Raw genomic sequence first — 17,943 nt, 5'->3', positions numbered from 1 at the left:
AATAAACTCATTATCGGCGCCATGATGCGAAAATTGATTCATGTGGCGTTCGGCGTCTTAAAATCCGCCAAACCCTTCGATTCGGCTATTCATTTGGCTTGACTTGGATAACAGTATCTACGTCTCTACGCAACCGCAAAAACGCTGCCAATTCCCCCCATTTATAAAAATAGGGGAAAGGGGGAGATTTTCTACAATCCTGCTCCGGTCAACCCAAACACAATCCCTTGCTCGAACAACTTCACCAGCAATTCGGTCCGCCGTGACACCCCGAATTTCTGGAAAATAGGCCGCAAATGATTCCTGACCGTCTGCTCCTGAATGTTTAACCGCTTGGCAATCGACTTATTGGTATGCCCGCAGGCAATCCAACGCAGAATCTCAAATTCGCGCGGCGTCAGTCCCAAGCTGGTCGGACTGGTTTTTGGCTGAATGCCGGACATTGAGTCGTCACTGCTTGCGGCTACCGACGGCTTACCAGCCATAGCCGCCGGCAAATACACCTTGCCGGACAACACGTCGCGCAAAGCCTCGACAAAGGCCTGCCGCGACACAGTCTTGACCACAAACCCCATCGCTCCGGATTTCAGGGCTTGAAATACCACGTCCCGGTCTTCCACCCCGGAGAACATCACCACGCACAAATCCGGAAACACCTGTTTCAGCTCGGTTAAACCGTCCAGACCACTTCGATCCGGCAACTGCAAGTCCAGCAATACCAAATGCAAAGTCTGAACCCGCGCAATCGCCAGACCGGCGGCGAAACTCTCCGCCTCAAAGACCTGCGCGTCCGGGTAAATCTGTTTCAACAAACAGGCCACCCCTTCGCGCGCGCAAAAGTGGTCGTCAATTAACAAAATATTCACAGTCTTCATCCCCGTAGCAAGCCTGATTGGCGGATTGTAACCCCGTACAGCCCGCAATAGACCCAGTACACTTGTACTAGTACGGAAAACAAGTGGCAGTGGGAATTGCGTTGGGCCAGAATCCTTATAGGCAAAACCAAAGAGGCACCGACATGGCAAGTATCCATCGCCAACTTGGCTGCCGGCTCGACTTAGCCTGTGCTCACGGCTATCACATCTGGCTGAGCAAGCACTCAAAAGCTATTATTAAACCGGCGCTCAAATATAGCCGCCCCGCGTATGCGGGGCCCAATTTTCAAGGTGGGTTCCCGCTTCCGCGGGAATGAGGGAACCAGGGAATCTAAGGACCGGGTTAATAAAAGAGGCGGCAAAGCAATCAAGACCTTACCCGACTGGGTTTTATCGTGTAATTTCGAGTTTATTGGCAAACAAAGTTTCGATCTTTTTCATTTAATATTAATTTCTACGCGGACATTAACAGGGCAACGGTACCATGACCAATTTCAAAGATCTGCAAGGAAAACCAACAGATTTCGACCAATGCTTCCCCGATGTTGTCAAATACGACCCCGCCTCGAAAACCTTCGAAATTGGGTTGGTCATGGGCGGTACGGTGTCGTCAGGCGCCTATACCGCAGGCGTAATCGATTTCCTGATCGAAGCGTTGGACAACTGGCAAACCGCTAAAGAAAACGGTGAAGACGTACCGGACTGGAAGGTCAAACTCAAAGTGGTGACCGGCACTTCCGGTGGTGGGGTCACGGCTGCGTTGTTAGCGCGAGCATTGTCCTTCGATTTTCCGCCGGTTCGTAAAGCGTCAAGCCCTAGCGATCAAGAAGCTAACCCTTTCTACCGAATCTGGGTCAAGGAAGTCGATATTCATAAAATGCTGGATACCGCTGATATCGAAGGCCCGGAGCCGACGGTTTCCTTGTTGAATGCACGTGTGCTCGATAACTGCGCTTGGATGATCGCCAATTTTGACAAGGCCTTCCCCAGCCTGACGCTCAAAGCCAAAACCCGCGAGTTTATCGAAAATCCGCTACCAATTTATCTGACCCTGACCAACTTGCGCGGCATCCCTTACCGGATCGACATGGGCGATAATGGCCTGCAGCAGGAATACGTCAATCATGCCGACCATGTGCGGATGGCAGTTTTTAGTCAAGGGCTGAATCCTAATTATCAGGTTCGCCCGGATGAGTTTACGGTAGGCGGCAACACAAAAAACGCCATTCCATGGGATCAGGCCGTGCAATATGCTTTGGGTACCTCTGCTTTCCCGCTCGGATTTCCGTTGCGCGCTTTGTCACGACCGATCACGCATTATCGCTACCGCGCCATTATCTTGCCTAATTCGAATGATCCCATTCGCCATATCGACCCGATCTGGACCGAATTGGCTGTTGAGCCGATCACTACTTCTCAGGGCATGGTCGCCGACGTCGTCGCTGATGAGTACCATTTTGCCGCCGCCGACGGCGGCATGACCAACAACGAACCTATCGAATTGTGCCGATCCGCACTGGCAGGTTTTTTAAATTCCAACCCTCGTGGCGGCGATGATGCACATCGCGCCTTGATTTTGATTGATCCCTTTGCCGACCAGGCTTCGCTGGGTCCAAAGGATCAGCCCGAGCTATTGAAATCGATTCCCCCCCTGCTGAGTGCTTGGAAAAATCAGGTCCGCTACGATAGCCGCGATCTGATGCTGGCTGCGGACAGCAACATTTTCAGCCGTTTTATGATTACCGCCAAACGCGACGGCGAGGTCGCAGGGGGTAAGTCCATCGCCACGGCATGTGCTTCTGCTTTTGGTGGCTTTTTAAGTGAGCGTTTCCGCCGTCACGATTTCTTGTTGGGCCGTAAAAACTGCCAGGACTTTCTGATTAGCACCTTCAATTTGCCGGTTTCCAATTTATTGGTCAAAGACTGGGCAAACGCTCATACTGCCAGCTCATTAATTTCAAACGGTAAAATTAGCTTAATTCCTATTTGCGGTAGCAGCCAGTTTCCCGAGCAGACAGAGCCTTATCCAAAAGACGAATTTGACTTGGATGCCGCCGATTTTCAAGCCCCCTTGGCAAAACGTATCGCCCGTTTGATTGAAAAAGCCAAAGGCCGCATTAGTCCGCACGGTGTATTTCCCCAGCTCTATCTGGCCCCTTTGTTCGAAAATTCCAAGGACGGTTTACAAACCAAAATCAACGATTGGTTAAAAACGGCTTTGCGAGAGTGGGGGCTGTAAATTCATCATTTAACAACTTTCAAGGAGCCATCATGAGCGGATTTAAATTGGGTGAAAAATCCCTTAAAGAACTTAACGGCGTCCATGCCGATTTGGTGGCCGTTGTCAAACGGGCCATAGAACTCACCAGCCAGGACTTCTCCGTTCACGACGGCATTAGGACACTGGCCGAACAGCAAAAATTGGTTCAATCCGGCGCGTCCCAGACGTTGGATTCCCGGCACATCACCGGACATGCGGTCGATTTGGTACCGTATATCAACGGCAAACTGCGTTGGGAGTGGGAGCCTATTTACAAAATTGCCGACGCGGTGCGCACTGCCGCGAAAGAACTGAATGTGCCGATCCGCTGGGGTGGTGCCTGGGATGTCACTTTAACCAATACCGACGAAGCGCCGGAAGACTTGGTTGCCGATTACACGGCATTACGTAAAAAGGCAGGGAAAAAGGCCTTCATTGACGGTCCGCATTTCGAGTTGCCAAAAGCAAAATATCCGTAACGCCTTGGCTGCACGGCTACCGACATTTACATACCATCCGCTGACTTTTGAACATTAAACCCTAAGCAAGCATGAAATTAGAACCCAACCACACCCATCAAGTAGACGTTGATCCTCATCACCGCTATTACCCCACCGGCTTGGACGTTGCTGTTGGTGAGAAATATCAATTTACTGCATCCGGCAGTTGGCGGGATGCTTCGCATATTTGCGGCCCCACGGGTTGGCGAGAAGACTGGACTCGCTATGTGGCACGATTTAGCCGTTTACCGGACTACGACTTGTTTTACTTGTGCGGTGCAATCGACGAGAATGAAAAGAACAATTTTCCGATAGGCGCATCAGCCGAAGTCACGATGACAGCGAACGGCAAGCTCAGTTTGTTCGCCAACGATTTGTGGCTATTTTACTGCAATAACTACCGAGTTCACGATACGCCAATGTTGGTGGACATTCGGCGAACTGCCTAGTGATTGAATTTGACTATCGCGATAGGCCAACACTCCAACCTTTGGTGATCAAAATGAAACAACTCACTATAGAACCCAACAACACCCAGTTTTCGCTACCGAACGCCTATGCGCTGGCATTATCGTCTCGGCTAGCTTACGCGGAGGAGCCCGAGGTATTGAACAAACTGTCGGTGCAAGGCTTTAACGGCCGATTTATCGACGCCAGCAAAATCGCCAGCTCCAGCCAGGATACCCAGGCCTTTATTGCCCACAGCGGCAGCGTCATCGTGATTGCCTTTCGCGGCACCGAAAAAGTACCGGAAGATTGGTGCGCCGACGCCAAGATGGCATTCCGCTCGACGGCGCACGGCAATATCCACACCGGCTTCGACGATGCTCTCGACGCCATTTGGGATACCTTGATCGATACCCTGGAAAGCGTCCATCAATACGGCCAGTCGTTGTGGCTGACCGGCCATAGCCTGGGCGGCGCGTTGGCGATGCTGGCGGCGGCGCGTCTGACGCTGGACATCGATCAACGCATCTACAAATCCATCAACGGTTTGTATACCTTCGGCCAGCCACGGGTCGGCGACCGCCGCTTCGTCACCGAACTGGACCAAGCCCTGAAGTCGCGCTATTTCCGTTTTGTTAACGATAACGACATCGTGCCGCGCGTACCCGACCGGCTAAACAAATATCAGGAAGGCGGCAGTATTCGCTTCTTCGATTCGGAAGGCAAATTACACGAGGATGTCGGTTACTGGTTTAAATTCATGGAACGGATTAAAGGCTCACTAAACCAGAAACTGGATTTGATTCCATCCTTTATCGAACATCATTTTATCGACCGATATATTCAAAATATCGAGAAGAATTTATGATCCCCAGGCAAACGCAGTTGCCGAGTCGGAATGTACATATGGGACAGTTTAAGCAAGGCCTCGGTCAATAATAATAACGGCAAATCCGCCAATTCAAGAGAGGTATACCATGAGCACTAAAAACATCGTTCTCTGTTCCGACGGCACCGGCAACAAAGGCGGGTACGGTAGCGACAGCAACGTGTACAAAACCTATAAGGCCGTGGACGTCACCAGCGGCAACGCCCATCAATATACCTTCTACGACCAGGGCGTCGGCACCGACAAAAGCGACACCAGCAAAAACAAATATTGGACCGCCATGTCCGGCGCGTTCGGTTTCGGTTTTCGCGACAATGTCTTGCATCTTTATCACTTCCTGGCCCGCAGCTATAAACCGGGCGACAAGATTTTTTTATTCGGTTTCAGCCGGGGTGCAGCGACAGTACGCGCCTTTGCCGGGTTTCTGAATGCGTGCGGCTTGGTCGATATCCGCCATGCCCAAGGGCCTAGCGGCTTTGATTCCGACCGGTTCGAAGACTTGGTCAACCAAGCTTTTGCTTGTTACCGAAGTAAGGACACCGCCAAGCAGCAAGCCTTCAAGGACCAATACGCGCTTGCCGGTGACGGTTACGCGCCCGGCGGCAATTTAGCGATTCATTTTATCGGTGTCTGGGATACGGTATCGGCGTTGGGTTTCCCGAAAGATTTCAGTTGGGCACTCGAATACTTCTTCGGTGCGTTGGATAAATTCACAGACCAATTCCCGAAACTGGCGCATAACTTCTACGACTTCAAACTAAATAACTCGATACAAAACGCCTATCACGCATTGTCGATAGACGACGAGCGGCAAACCTTTCACCCGCTGGTCTGGGATGAGCGCCATTTCAACAACACTGTCGAACAGGTCTGGTTTGCCGGCGTGCATTCCAACGTCGGCGGCGGTTACCCGCGCACAGGCATGTCGGATGTCGCGCTGGTCTGGATGCTGGAAAAAGCTATGGCACACGGACTGATTGTTTATGACGACGTGCTGACCTCGTATCGGGAAAGCGCCAACGTCTACGACAAACTGTACGACTCTCGCGACGGCATTGGCTTGTATTACCGTTACGGGCCGCGCAATCTGCGCGCCCTATCGCTGGACCCCGATACCGGCGAACTGATGCTGAAGGGCAATATCGCCGTGCATTTCAGTGCCTACCGCAAACTTAAAGAATTCAGCGAAGGCTACGCGCCGGACGGTATGCCGGCCCGCTTCGATGTGGTCGATGTGGTTGATGCATCCGGCCAGCTACAACGCTTTACCACCGATGCCCTCGAAAACCACGCTAAACCGCAGCACGAAAACAAACCGGATTGGCCTAAGCTAGAGGTGGCCGGCAATAAAATCATTCAATCCCGGAAATACCTGTATCGAGCGTTCGTTGAAATCACGATGCTGATCATCATCGTCGCCGGTGTTTTTTGGAAAAATCCGCCCGAGTCTGTTATCGCGCTAAACGACTGCGAAGCAACCCATGTTCAAATTGCCCGAATTCACATCGAATCCGGCAATCCAACCTGCGATAAGGCGTCGCTGGCCGGTAACGATTATTTCAGCATCATGCAAAAAGTCTTAGACGTGCCGGATTCGGTTCAGTACCAAGCTTGCGGGGACGAGAGTGAGCCGAAATTCTGCGCGGCGGCGACTAATAGGCCGTTACGTTTGCTAGGCGACCTGATTCGCTATGTCACGCCCGTCTATTTCGAAAACTTCATTACTTACGTGATCGAGGTTCATCCGTGGATATCGGTGCTGATGCTCGCGATCTTGTTGGCAATGAGGGAAACTCGAAAACGTCTGATCAACAAGCTCGACAAAATCTGTCGGCAGATGACGGACCTGTTATAGCGTTAGAGCCAAGCCGCCGGACCACAAGTTCGGCGGCTATCGATCACAGAAACTCGAGGTAGCCATATGATAGACGCCACGTTACTTAAAACCGCTCTCCCCCAATGCAAAACCCCAGACATCTGGGCCGGCGCGTTGAATCCTGCCATGGAGCAATTTCAAATCAACAATCCCGGCCGCATCGCCTGCTTTCTAGCGCAAACCGGCCACGAATCCAGCCAGTTCAACCGCTTGACCGAAGGCCTTTACTACAAAACGGCAGCCCGGTTGGTGGCGGTCTGGCCCAAGCGTTTTCCGACCGAAGCCGTCGCCGCTCCCTATGTCGCCAACGAAGAGAAATTAGCAAATTACATCTACGCCAACCGCATCGGCAACGGCCCGGAAAGTTCGGGCGACGGCTACCGGTTTCGCGGCCGGGGCTTGATTCAAATCACCGGCCGCAGCAACTACGCGGATGTTGGCAAGGCCCTGGGCGTCGATTTGATCGCTCAGCCAGAATTGCTGATCGAACCCAAATGGGCAGCGTTGAGCGCGGCCTACTTTTGGTTCGGCCACGGCTTGAACGCATTGGCAGACGATGAAACCAACGATAACGATATCGAGGACTTCACTTCCATCACGAAGAAAATCAACGGTGGCACCGCCGGCTTACAAGATCGTCTGGCTTTGTATCGATCGATCAAACTCTTAGTGAAGTAAGCGGAAAAGTGATCGGGCATTGGCTGGCCAACTGAGCGATCACTAGAGCAGGTCGCCGCGGATTGCGATAGGCGTCTCTAAAGCGCACCCGGCGCGCCCTACCCAGAAGCTAGACTAGGCGGTGCGCCTTTCTCGATTGCGTAGAAGTACAAACCTGGGATTGCAAGCCCAAGGGTTGGGAGGCCCGGCAACCCAGGCTGGCGCACCAATTTAAATGTAAGCCAGCCGACAGTTTTCAATAGTGCTTTTATACTCGATCCGCGCGAAACCTAAACGCGGCGCGACGCAATCATGAATGGCGCCGCGCCGGAACGGATTCGGCAACGGCCTTATCGGTTGTCGAAATAATAATGACTCATGCAATGAGGACAAACCATGGACAACGCCTATTTCTCCACTACACGCCTGTTACCCTGGCTACTGGCAGCCTCGACCGGTCTGGTCGTCGGCTGCGCCGAGACGCCGAAAGCGCCAGTGGCCGCGGTAAGCCACCTACCGGCCTTCGAGAAAATTAAAGACAAACTACAGGCGTTGAATCTGACGCTACCCAAACCGGTAACCCATATCGACGCCGCCGGATTCGTCGGCTGCATGGCGCCTTTAACTTCGCGCCTCGAACCCGGATTGGTCAAGGCACTAGGCAATCTCAAAGCCGAACTCGACAAACTGCACGACTTGGACGATGGCAATCTGCTTGGCAAGCCATCGCTGATTTCCGATCTGTTGGACAACTTGACCACCTCGCCGCACTTCGACGGCCCTGTCGGCCTGGCCGACAAAATCAAAACCGGTCTGACAGAGCACCGCAAACAGCTTCATGAGCGCCTGAAAACCGAAACCGCCCTGCTCGCCGCTGACACCGAGCAAGTTCTTAAACTCGAAGAGGACTATCTAAAGGCCTATTTCATAAAAGGCGGCGCGCAATGGTTGTCCCAAGCCATTAAAAACCCCGCCGAACAAACCGAGCTGCGGCAACAAGCCGCGTCAGTTTTAAAGCTGAACCCTGATGATCCCAAACTGGAGAAAGTTCTGGCCTTGTTCGACAAGCAACTCGGCAAAGCCACCGGCAAACTGGCGCAAAAAAGCCTCGGCTTCGTCGGCCGCGACGGTACCCAATACGGCTATCCCGGCATCGTCGAAACCGGCAACCAAGTCAGCATCGACCACAGCCAAATCGCCGCCGACACCTTGCGTATCGCCTTGGAAGCCTTCCGCGACCATTACGCGCCGTTGCCGGTTCTGCCGAATACCAACGCCGCCGCCAGCTTGAAAGATTACGTCATAGATTTCGGCAAACCGGTGCACTGGGTTTACGACCGCCGCGACGGTGCCTCTGCCACTATTACCATCGACGAAGCCGGCTTTCACGCGATCGAAGCTCAGGCCCGTAAAGCTGAAGCCAGTGTCGCCGGGGCAGTTGGCAAGGCCATCCGCGGGGGCTCCTGGGGTGCGTTGAACAACGAAGCGGTCGCCAAACTGGCGGAAACCGCCGCCGGCGTCGTCGCCCGCCACATAACGGAACGCGGTCAATGGTGCTTAATAGCGCAACAAGGGGGCTAGTGATGAAATGGTTTACCCACCCACACCCGCAGCTGCCTTTAACTTGTCTTGGCCTGTCCTTGCTCGTCTCGGGTTGTGCTACAACACCCGCACCGCATGCCTTAGCACCCTATCAAAACTTACGCGATCAGGCTGTGGTTTCCAATGTCATTCCAGCCGAGTTCTCGGCGGCGGAAGCTGCTTCGTTATTGGAGCTATGCATCGAACTGAACAACCAGGACGACCGCAACAATCCCAAGCTTAAAGATCCTGAGGGACAATTTCAGGCCAAGCCCGATGGGTGGCGGCTGGTCTATGACAGCCGCCACCCAGGCAACACCGATTGGAACAAAGTTTGGTCTTGGAATGGTGAAGGCGACAATCCCAACGACATCAAAACTAACGGTCTCAAACCACTGAATAATGCTTGGATCATGGCAGAATCCAAGCAAGATCCAGGACACATTGCGATAGCGATTCGCGGCACAGTGGCCGAATGGACCAGCATCCTGGCTGATGCCTATGCCAGCACCATCCCGGCATTCGGCGGCGTTGAACTCCCTAAAAACCGCTCGCTGCCCATCGCCTTTGCCGCCACACCGAGTGCGGAAGTACATTTAGGATTTGCCTACGCCGCATTCTCACTGCTATTCGATCAGCAGCGAGGCATTCTCGAGCAATTGCAACAGCGCTTGGCAACGCAGCCGATAAACCGAATTACTGTAACTGGGCACAGTCAGGGTGCTGCGGTCGCAACGCTAATCCACGCCTTTTTGTACTACGCCACCGTCGATCCCCAGAACCCCTATCAATTGCCGCTCAAGAGCAAACCGATACTCAAATCCTACCTCTTTGCACAGCCCAAACCCGGCAACTTACAGTTTGCCCAAGATTTTGCAAGAATCGCCGGTTCTACCGCTTTTGTGGTCAACAACGACCGCGATCCAGTGCCGCAAGTACCTTTAAGCTTGGAAACCGTATCCGAAGTCACCCGTTTCGTGACGGAAGATAATGTCAGCGTCGGCGGGATTTTGAATCATGTGTCCGATTTCTTTGGCGACGCCAAGGAAGCCGTGCGCGGCTCAATAGCAGAGTTATTCACCGGGCACGTTGCCGACGACTTTGAAAACACCGGTGTAAAAGCCAGCGTAGCCAAATATTTTGGCAACGCGCCGGCCAACAATCCGGAAATCCACGCCAAATCACTGAATTACACGCTGGCCGGACAATTGATACCGGTGTTCGGTGTCAAGGAAGGCGGCGACTGCTACACCATCGGCAAACAGCCTGACATTCTGTTGCAGCACCACGCCACTAGCTATCGAAAGCTGATTAATGCTCAGTTGTTACGTCGAGACAGCCGCTGCGGAAACCCGAATAACCCGTAATTCAGAAATAGGCTAAACCCATTCATCTGCTAAATAAAACGGTGATCGGAATCCCTCACTGCCCTACTGGATGCACGCAAACAGGGCTGTATCTCAGCATGTTTTGAGCAGATAGTCCGTTTTGTTTAATTTTTACTGCCAATCAACGCCACCATCTCCTCCCGCTGAATGACTTCTTTGTCTTGCAGCAGCTCGGCCAGTTTGTCCAGGTAGCCGCGTTTTTCGCTGAGTATTTTGTGGGCGCGACGCTCGGCTTCCTCAATTAAGGCCTTGATCTCGGCATCGACGATGCGTGCGGTTTCTTCGCTGTAGTTGCGCTGCTCGTTGACATCGCCGGGCAAGAATTGCAATTGCTGGCGTTGGCCGTAAATTTGTGGCCCCAACTTTTTGCTCATACCCAGATAGCAGACCATGTTGCGGGCGATTTCGCTGGCTTTTTCCAAGTCGTTTTGAGCGCCGGTGGAGACGCTTTGCAGCGCCAGTTGTTCGGCGACGCGACCGCCGAGCAGGATGGCTAATTGGTCTTTCAGCTCGTTTTCGGTGGAAAGATATTTTTCCTCGACCGGCAATTGCAAGGTAAAACCCAGCGCCGAAACACCGCGCGGGATGATAGAGATTTTATGCACCGGCTGGCCGGTCGGTACGTTTTCCGCAACCAGCGCGTGGCCGGCTTCGTGATAGGCCACCCGCCGTTTTTCGTCCGGGCCGAGGATGCGGTTTTTCTTTTCCGGGCCGGCCATCACTCTGTCGATGGCCGCTTCGAAATCGGTCATGTTGACGGTGTCGCGACCGCCGCGCGCGGCCATAATCGCCGCTTCGTTGGCGATGTTGGACAGATCGGCGCCGACGAAACCGGGTGTGCGTTTAGCAACCGTGTTTAAGTCGATATCTTTGTCCAATTGCATGGCTTTGCTGTGCAATTTCAGGATAGCCACCCGGTCGATCAGGTCGGGTTTATCCACCACAATTTGCCTGTCGAAGCGGCCGGCACGCAGCAAAGCTCTATCCAGGATTTCCGGCCTGTTGGTGGCTGCCATCACCACGACGCCGGAGGTGGCGTCGAAGCCGTCCATTTCGGTCAATAACTGGTTCAGGGTTTGCTCGCGTTCGTCGTTGCCACCCAGCATAGCCGGGCCGCCACGGGAACGGCCAATCGCGTCCAGTTCGTCTATAAAGATGATGCAAGGGGATTTTTGCCGGGCTTGTTCGAACAAGTCCCGCACCCGCGCCGCGCCGATACCGACAAACATTTCGATAAACTCGGAGGCGCTGATGTTAAAAAACGGCACCCCGGCTTCACCGGACACCGCGCGGGCCAACAGGGTTTTACCGGTACCCGGCGAGCCGACCAACAACACGCCTTTGGGCATGCGGCCGCCCAACTTTTGCAGTTTTTCCGGGGATTTTAAAAATTCGATGGTTTCTTTTAATTCCTGCTTCGCGCTTTCCGCACCGGCCACGTCGTCGAAGGTGGTTTTAGACGTTTCCTGCTGAATACGGATTTTATTGCCCAAGTTCAAAAAGCCGCGCCCTGCTCCGCCGGTCATTTTCGGCAATAGCCACATCCAGATTCCGGCAAAAATCGCCAGCGGAATCACCCAGTTAAACAGCAAATTGCTCAACCAATTGTCACCGCTTCTGACCACGTATTCCACTTTATGCTCTTGCAGATTTTTAACCAGCGACTCGTCCCATAGCGGCACGGTGAAGAAATGCTTGCCGATTTTCTTATCTTCTTCTTTTAATGTGCCGTTGATGAAACGCTGAGTAACCACGGCGTTTTCGACTTTATTGTCATTAACCAAAGTTAAGAACTGGCTATAGGGAATTTCCTGGCCCTGGATGCGTTCGCCGCCGGCGAATAGCGACATTACAAAAATCCCCAACAGCACGTATAACCATACCGGTGAACGCTTAGGCTCACTGCCGTCGGGCTGGTCGGTACCCGGTTTAGGTTTGGATAGGCTTTGCCACGTCGATTTGAGCCACGCCCAAAACACGCATAACCATTTAACAAAAGTCTGATAAAGCTCGGTTAGTTTTTGCTGGTCTATCATGACGCACTCCCCTCTTGTAGTTATCGAGGCCATTGCAGGGTCCCTAATCCGCCATTCCAGCCAAAATGGGGATACCTGTTTTAGGCCTCTTTGTTCGTTCACTGTACGCCAGTTTTACCGGTTTTTAACGAGTAAGCAAATGTACTGAGCCGGAAATATTTTCTTAAATATACGGAAATCCGGTTATTAACTACCTCTGGCCCCCAGCTTCAAGCGAACGCCGGCATTTGAGACGCGGGTTAATGATTTAAGGTCCGATGCACTATTTTTTGCCGTTAGCAAAGTAAAAAATGCATCCAAAGCATGGGTATTTTCGTACATCTTCATATAAGCCAATGTCGGCATAATCGCTTCATCAATTGAGTTGCTGTTTCGTCGCGTTTGCTATCTAATGACCAACGGTCAAAGCAACCGGGCGCACCGCGTCCCGCAACTCATTTTTCCCAACTTAGAAGGAGGGACAAAATGTCGAACCCGCTCAATACACTGATCGGCAAACTTTTCACAGACCCGGTCGAACAAGTCGGCATCGCTCTGCCGTCCGCTACTTTGGTAGCCGTATTCTTTAATTACCGAGAACAGATTCACCCTGCATTGCAACGTTTGCCTGACCCATTCGCCGCCAGCACGGCGGGCGCGTTGATTTTTCTGCTGTTGACACTGGCGGTCTCCCTTGTCGTCAAGCGCTTGTCGCACGACATACTCAATACCGCTTACGATTATTTATATCGAAACCGCAAACGCCAAAAAACGGATAGTTGGTATCGGCGCGCGCAAAATCTGGCCTTAACCACCAACGACCCGTTGCTGAGTCAATATTACGAAGCCTTGGATAGGCTTAGGGACAACGACAACCCCGTGGTGGCCAAGGTGGAGGCGCTGCAATTGCAATCCAAATTGGCGCGCAGCCTGACTTTGATACTGGCCATTTTTACTGTGGTCTTGTTTATTGAGAAGTTGCTATTACTGGGATGGGTATGCGCCGCCGTTTCAGGATTAATGCTTTCCAGTTTTTGCAAGGAACGTTGGGCCGCGTCCGAAATGGTTTATCAAGCACTTTACGAAACCTATTACCGTCAGGAGCGCCGTCATCCGATATGGACATCGCCGATGATGAGCATCAACAAACCGCCAACGCAGCCGCGCGAGCCCGAGACTGTAGACTAAAAAACTCAAGAACGCCGACCAGTCGCGGAGCGTAAATACCAGATCGGCAAATACGGCGGGTATATCATGCGCCGGGCAAGTCTAGTTAGAGACCTTAATCCCCAGCAATTCGCTTCAAGCCGGCACCGCTTACAACGCCGGCGGCATCTATCGTAACGACTCGGCCCGCAATCGTTGGAAAATGCGTCAATACCCGATCGGCAGCGCCGAACACGCCGACCGTTTTGTGAAATGGTTTAACGATTGTTTTGTGTTTTTCGACAGTAACGGCGGCGCACCCGAGTGTAGTTTTTTCAATGCCTTGCGCAAATAAGCTGCGCAGGCTTTCTCCGCAAAAGTTGGGGCCTCTGAGCGCATCGATTACGACAATTTTGCTCCCGCCTGCGCGGGAGCGGCGACTTTTAAGTTTGGAGCAATCACAAGATGGGCTCTCTGGTTCCAGGTGTCCTTACCACCACAGTTTGACAATTCCCTACCCCGAGGAATCTTAGCGTTATGTGAGTGTCGACTGGCGTAAGATATTGCCGCATCGCCACCATCCATGGCATAAAGTCGGCTAACCTGCTTGCCGACATGGAGGCCCAACATGCTGCAAAAACGCCTGATTGCCCTGCTGTTGCTGTTGATCCTGTTGCCGACTTTATCGGTCGGTTACATGGCCTATCGGTTTGCCATCAACAATATCCGCACGGATCGTTTTAATATTGTCAGCCGCGTCGCGGATAACCGCCATGAACAACTCAAACTGGTACTGGCACGTGCCGACACCCGCGCCCACGCCTTCCTGGCCGAGGTGCTAATGAAATGCGTGGCGGCGGAGCAATTGAACCGCGCTTGTGCCACTGATTTCATAAACGACTATTTACTCACCGAAGGCGCTGCCGGCGCGGTGTTTTTCCGGCTCGACTCCGAATCGGGCACGGTCAGCGTCGGCGAGCAGCCGGTGGCTCTTTCTGACCTTAAAAATTTTCAAGCCGGACAACTGGCCGACTTCAGCAAACCGGTTCCAGACCAGCCACGTTTTTATTATGTGATTGCCAAAGATGCCAAACTGCCCTGGCAATTGTTGATCAGCTATCCGGTTAGCCTGATTCAAAGTATTTTTACGGCTCACCCCGATTTGGGCAAATCCGGCGAATCTTTCCTGGCCGACAGCAGCGGCTTTTTCGTTACCCAGCCGCGCTATGCCAATAGCCACCCTATCGCTGCGCAACCCATGCAAAGCTGTCTGGCCCGGCAAAACGCGGAAATGATGGCCAGCGATTACCGGGAGCGTGCCGTCATTCATGGTTTCCGCACGATTCCGGAAATCGGCGGCGGATGCATCATGGCGCATATCGAACAGGCCGAGGCGCTGGCCCCCATTCAGCGCCTGGAAAAACAAATGCTGCTCACCGTGCTGGTTTTTGTCGGCTTGACGACGATAATCGCCAACGCCCTGGCCCGGCGTATCGTCCGGCCCATCTCGCGCCTAACCTGTACCGCCCGACGCATTCGCGACGGCGACTTGTCGGTGCGAGCCGAAGTCCGAGGTCTGGATGAAATTGCCGAATTGGCCAACTCCTTCAATCACATGACCGATGCACTGGCGGATGCCCAACATAATCTGGAAGCGAAAATCGCCGAACGCACCCACGCCCTGCGTACCAGCGAGGAACGCTATATGCTTGCCGAACGGGCCGTTAACGACGGCATCTGGGACTGGGACATCGTGCATCATGAGTACTACTTATCGCCGCGCTGGAACAAGATTCTGGGTTATGCAGACGGCGAATTGCCGAACGTGGAATCAATTTTCTTCGAATTAATTCACCCCGACGACAAAGCCCGCGCCAGTGAAGCGTTTCGCAAACACTTGGAACATAACGAGCGTTACACTACCGAACTGCGTCTGCGGCACAAGGACGGCAGCTACCGTTGGGTGCTGGATCGGGGGGATGCGTTGCGCGACGCCGAGGGCCGGCCGGTGCGGATGGTCGGTTCCATCACCGACATTACCGAACGCAAGGCGGCGGAAGCCGAATTGCTGAAATACCGCGAGCACTTGGAAGAACTGGTGGCGATGGCCACCACCGAGGTCAAAGCCATCGTGCAAACCGCCGTAAACGGTGTGATTTCCATAGACAGCAGCGGTTTGATCCGGATGTTCAATCCGGCCGCCGAAAAACTGTTCGGCTGGAGCAGCGCCGAGATCGTCGGTAAGAATGTCTCGCTACTAATGCCGGAACCGGATGCCTCCGCGCACGACAGTTACATCCAGCATTTTTTAGCCACCCATCAGGCCAAAATTCTCGGCATAGAGCGGGAAGTCATCGCCCAACGCAAAGACGGCAGCCGCTTTCCGGCCAATTTGGCGGTGGGGCACGGCATTATCTCGGAGGGCCGGCACCTATTTGTCGGCTTTATTTCCGACATAAGCCTGCAGAAACAAGCCGAGCAGGAACTCAGACTGGCTAAGGAAGCAGCCGAGGCCGCCGCCAAAGCCAAGGCCAATTTTCTGGCCAATATGAGCCACGAAATCCGCACGCCCATGAACACCGTGATCGGCTTTGCCGAAGTGGCCTTGCAAGATCAAAACCTGGCCGCCGATACGCGCGGCCACATCAAAACCATCCTCAGTTCCGGCCGGCATCTGCTGGGTGTGATTAACGATATTCTGGATTTTTCCAAAATCGAAGCCGGCAAAGTAGAGTTGGAATCGGTGTGCTTCAACCTGCCGTTTGCGGTGCAAGAAGCGCTGCAAATTATGGGTTTACGCGCCGCCGAAAAAGGTTTGCGTATCGATCTGGCGATAGAAGCCGGACTGCCCACCCATTTCGTCGGCGACCCGAACCGTTTACGGCAAGTGATTTTGAATCTGGTCGGCAACTCGGTAAAGTTTACCGATACCGGCAGCATAGGCGTGACGATCAAGCGTGCGGAAGGCATAGAGATGTTGCATTTTGCCATCAGCGATACCGGCATAGGCATGACCCAGGAACAAACCGAGCATATCTTCGAATCGTTCTCGCAAGCGGATACCACCACTAGCCGCCGCTTTGGCGGCACCGGTCTAGGTACCACCATCAGCAAACAAATTGTCGAGATGATGGGCGGTCGTATTTGGGTGGAAAGCCAAGCCGGGGTCGGCTCGGTGTTTCATTTCACCGTGCATATGCCGGAATCAGCCAGCGCGGAAAACTGCCTGTACGATGTGAGCTCGGTGCATAGCGTGGCTTATTTTTCGCCGCGCCGCTTCAAGGTATTGCTGGCGGAAGACATAGAAGCCAACGCCACTTTGGCGCGCTTGCGTTTGGAACAACAAGGCCATCAAGTCAGCTGGGTTAAAAACGGCCAGGAAGCGGTGGACGCCTTTCGAAGCGGTGACTACGACTTGATTCTGATGGACTTGCAAATGCCGGTGCTGGATGGCATAGCCGCCACCCGGCAAATTCGCAAACTGGAACAAGCCAGCGGTAGCCATATCCCGATTCTGGCCCTGACCGCCAGCGTATTGAGCCATGAACGCCGTGAATCACTGGATGCCGGTATAGACACCATCGTCGGCAAACCCATCGATGTCGACGATTTATTAACGCAGATGGAACGGCTAGTGCCCAAGGGGCACGGCATTGCCAACACCGGCGTGAATATTGCCGAACCAGTAAAAATTGCCGTGGACTTTACGCCGTTGACGGGCTTCGCCGATTACGAAAAAGGTTTGGCAACCTGGCTGGACCCACTGATTTATGCCGATGCCTTACTAAATTTTGCCGAACAACATGGCGCGGACGGCAGAAAATTACTACGTAATTTACAGGAGCACCCGGAGAATCCGGAAGCGGTCCGGCGCATCGCCCATGCGTTAAAAGGCGTGGCGGGCAATCTGGCCTTAACCGTTATCGCCGGTCTGGCAACCGAGGTTGACGCGCAATTCAAAAGCGGCGACCTGCAAAATATCCAGGAATTGATCAAGACGCTGGACGCCGCGCTAAACGCCGCTGTTGCAGCCATACACCAACTAAAACTGCCGAGCAAACCGGTCGCCGTCGCCGCAATAGCCTTCGATGCCGATCAGGTCGGCAGCCTTTTACAGCAATTAAACACCGCGCTGGACAGCTTGAATCCTGACCACGTCGAACCGGTTTTACAAAGGCTTAGCGCGTTTCTCGACGAAACCGAGCTGAAAGCCATCCGTTTTGAAGTGGATAGTTTCGATTTCGACGCCGCGAAAATCCAAGTTAATCGCTTGGCGGATAAATTAGCGATCACGTTTAAGGAATAAGCC

The 17,943-nt window shown here is 53.2% G+C and carries 13 protein-coding genes and 1 pseudogene; 12 read left to right on the top strand and 2 right to left on the bottom strand.

The features are described 5' to 3' along the window. Positions 1-102: pseudogene (locus QLH52_RS05565) on the top strand (IS110 family transposase); the annotation flags it as partial. Positions 103-191: 89 nt separating this feature from the next. Here QLH52_RS05565 and QLH52_RS05560 read toward each other — a convergent pair. Beyond that, a complete protein-coding gene (locus QLH52_RS05560) occupies positions 192-866 on the bottom strand; it encodes a response regulator transcription factor (RefSeq protein ID WP_319960843.1) in 675 nt (224 codons plus the stop codon). A gap of 493 nt (positions 867-1,359) precedes the next feature. Here QLH52_RS05560 and QLH52_RS05555 point away from each other — a divergent pair, with 493 nt between their 5' ends. The 8 genes from QLH52_RS05555 to QLH52_RS05520 all read left to right on the top strand — a co-directional run bounded on the left by QLH52_RS05555 (position 1,360) and on the right by QLH52_RS05520 (position 10,452). Beyond that, entirely contained in the window at positions 1,360-3,114 is a 1,755-nt protein-coding gene (locus tag QLH52_RS05555; protein WP_319960842.1) for a patatin-like phospholipase family protein, read from the top strand. A gap of 32 nt (positions 3,115-3,146) precedes the next feature. After that, positions 3,147-3,614: a M15 family metallopeptidase gene (locus QLH52_RS05550; RefSeq protein ID WP_319960841.1), complete on the top strand. Its 468-nt coding sequence runs from the start codon at positions 3,147-3,149 to the stop codon at positions 3,612-3,614. A gap of 71 nt (positions 3,615-3,685) precedes the next feature. After that, positions 3,686-4,084: a hypothetical protein gene (locus QLH52_RS05545; RefSeq protein WP_319960840.1), complete on the top strand. Its 399-nt coding sequence runs from the start codon at positions 3,686-3,688 to the stop codon at positions 4,082-4,084. A 53-nt stretch (positions 4,085-4,137) separates the two neighbouring features. Further along, a complete protein-coding gene (locus QLH52_RS05540; RefSeq protein ID WP_319960839.1) occupies positions 4,138-4,950 on the top strand; it encodes a lipase family protein in 813 nt (270 codons plus the stop codon). A 109-nt stretch (positions 4,951-5,059) separates the two neighbouring features. Further along, positions 5,060-6,826, top strand: coding sequence for a DUF2235 domain-containing protein (locus QLH52_RS05535; RefSeq protein ID WP_319960838.1), 1,767 nt, complete (start codon positions 5,060-5,062; stop codon positions 6,824-6,826). A gap of 66 nt (positions 6,827-6,892) precedes the next feature. Next, the gene (locus tag QLH52_RS05530) at positions 6,893-7,525 is read left to right on the top strand and encodes a glycoside hydrolase family 19 protein (RefSeq protein ID WP_319960837.1); all 633 of its coding nucleotides are present in this window, start codon (positions 6,893-6,895) and stop codon (positions 7,523-7,525) included. 375 nt (positions 7,526-7,900) lie between these two features. Beyond that, positions 7,901-9,085, top strand: coding sequence for a hypothetical protein (locus tag QLH52_RS05525; protein ID WP_319960836.1), 1,185 nt, complete (start codon positions 7,901-7,903; stop codon positions 9,083-9,085). Between the two features lie 2 nt (positions 9,086-9,087). Beyond that, the gene (locus QLH52_RS05520) at positions 9,088-10,452 is read left to right on the top strand and encodes a lipase family protein (protein WP_319960835.1); all 1,365 of its coding nucleotides are present in this window, start codon (positions 9,088-9,090) and stop codon (positions 10,450-10,452) included. A gap of 125 nt (positions 10,453-10,577) precedes the next feature. Here QLH52_RS05520 and ftsH read toward each other — a convergent pair whose 3' ends face one another. Then, a complete protein-coding gene (ftsH, locus tag QLH52_RS05515) occupies positions 10,578-12,509 on the bottom strand; it encodes an ATP-dependent zinc metalloprotease FtsH (protein ID WP_319960834.1) in 1,932 nt (643 codons plus the stop codon). 465 nt (positions 12,510-12,974) lie between these two features. On the opposite strand from ftsH, the gene QLH52_RS05510 reads away from it, so the two are divergent. The 3 genes from QLH52_RS05510 to QLH52_RS05500 all read left to right on the top strand — a co-directional run bounded on the left by QLH52_RS05510 (position 12,975) and on the right by QLH52_RS05500 (position 17,940). Beyond that, positions 12,975-13,676: a hypothetical protein gene (locus tag QLH52_RS05510; RefSeq protein WP_319960833.1), complete on the top strand. Its 702-nt coding sequence runs from the start codon at positions 12,975-12,977 to the stop codon at positions 13,674-13,676. A gap of 181 nt (positions 13,677-13,857) precedes the next feature. Next, on the top strand, positions 13,858-13,989 hold the full coding sequence (locus tag QLH52_RS05505; protein ID WP_319960832.1) for a hypothetical protein: 132 nt from the start codon (positions 13,858-13,860) through the stop codon (positions 13,987-13,989). A 273-nt stretch (positions 13,990-14,262) separates the two neighbouring features. Beyond that, positions 14,263-17,940 (top strand): PAS domain S-box protein, encoded by a 3,678-nt coding sequence (locus tag QLH52_RS05500; protein WP_319960831.1) that lies wholly within the window; start codon positions 14,263-14,265, stop codon positions 17,938-17,940. The last annotated feature ends 3 nt before the right edge of the window (positions 17,941-17,943 follow it).

Source organism: Methylomonas defluvii (assembly GCF_033949435.1).
Taxonomy (GTDB): domain Bacteria; phylum Pseudomonadota; class Gammaproteobacteria; order Methylococcales; family Methylomonadaceae; genus Methylomonas; species Methylomonas defluvii.
Note: the sequence above shows the minus strand (reverse complement) of the source record. Positions and strands in the feature narration are given on the sequence as shown.

Excerpts from the sequence above, each read along its gene's own strand:
- QLH52_RS05555 (WP_319960842.1), top strand. The coding sequence starts at position 1,360 with ATGACCAATTTCAAAGATCTGCAAGGAAAACCAACAGATTTCGACCAA.
- QLH52_RS05550 (WP_319960841.1), top strand. The coding sequence starts at position 3,147 with ATGAGCGGATTTAAATTGGGTGAAAAATCCCTTAAAGAACTTAACGGC.
- QLH52_RS05545 (WP_319960840.1), top strand. The coding sequence starts at position 3,686 with ATGAAATTAGAACCCAACCACACCCATCAAGTAGACGTTGATCCTCAT.
- QLH52_RS05540 (WP_319960839.1), top strand. The coding sequence starts at position 4,138 with ATGAAACAACTCACTATAGAACCCAACAACACCCAGTTTTCGCTACCG.
- QLH52_RS05535 (WP_319960838.1), top strand. The coding sequence starts at position 5,060 with ATGAGCACTAAAAACATCGTTCTCTGTTCCGACGGCACCGGCAACAAA.
- QLH52_RS05530 (WP_319960837.1), top strand. The coding sequence starts at position 6,893 with ATGATAGACGCCACGTTACTTAAAACCGCTCTCCCCCAATGCAAAACC.
- QLH52_RS05525 (WP_319960836.1), top strand. The coding sequence starts at position 7,901 with ATGGACAACGCCTATTTCTCCACTACACGCCTGTTACCCTGGCTACTG.
- QLH52_RS05520 (WP_319960835.1), top strand. The coding sequence starts at position 9,088 with ATGAAATGGTTTACCCACCCACACCCGCAGCTGCCTTTAACTTGTCTT.
- ftsH (WP_319960834.1), bottom strand. The coding sequence starts at position 12,509 with ATGATAGACCAGCAAAAACTAACCGAGCTTTATCAGACTTTTGTTAAA.
- QLH52_RS05510 (WP_319960833.1), top strand. The coding sequence starts at position 12,975 with ATGTCGAACCCGCTCAATACACTGATCGGCAAACTTTTCACAGACCCG.
- QLH52_RS05505 (WP_319960832.1), top strand. The coding sequence starts at position 13,858 with ATGCGTCAATACCCGATCGGCAGCGCCGAACACGCCGACCGTTTTGTG.
- QLH52_RS05500 (WP_319960831.1), top strand. The coding sequence starts at position 14,263 with ATGCTGCAAAAACGCCTGATTGCCCTGCTGTTGCTGTTGATCCTGTTG.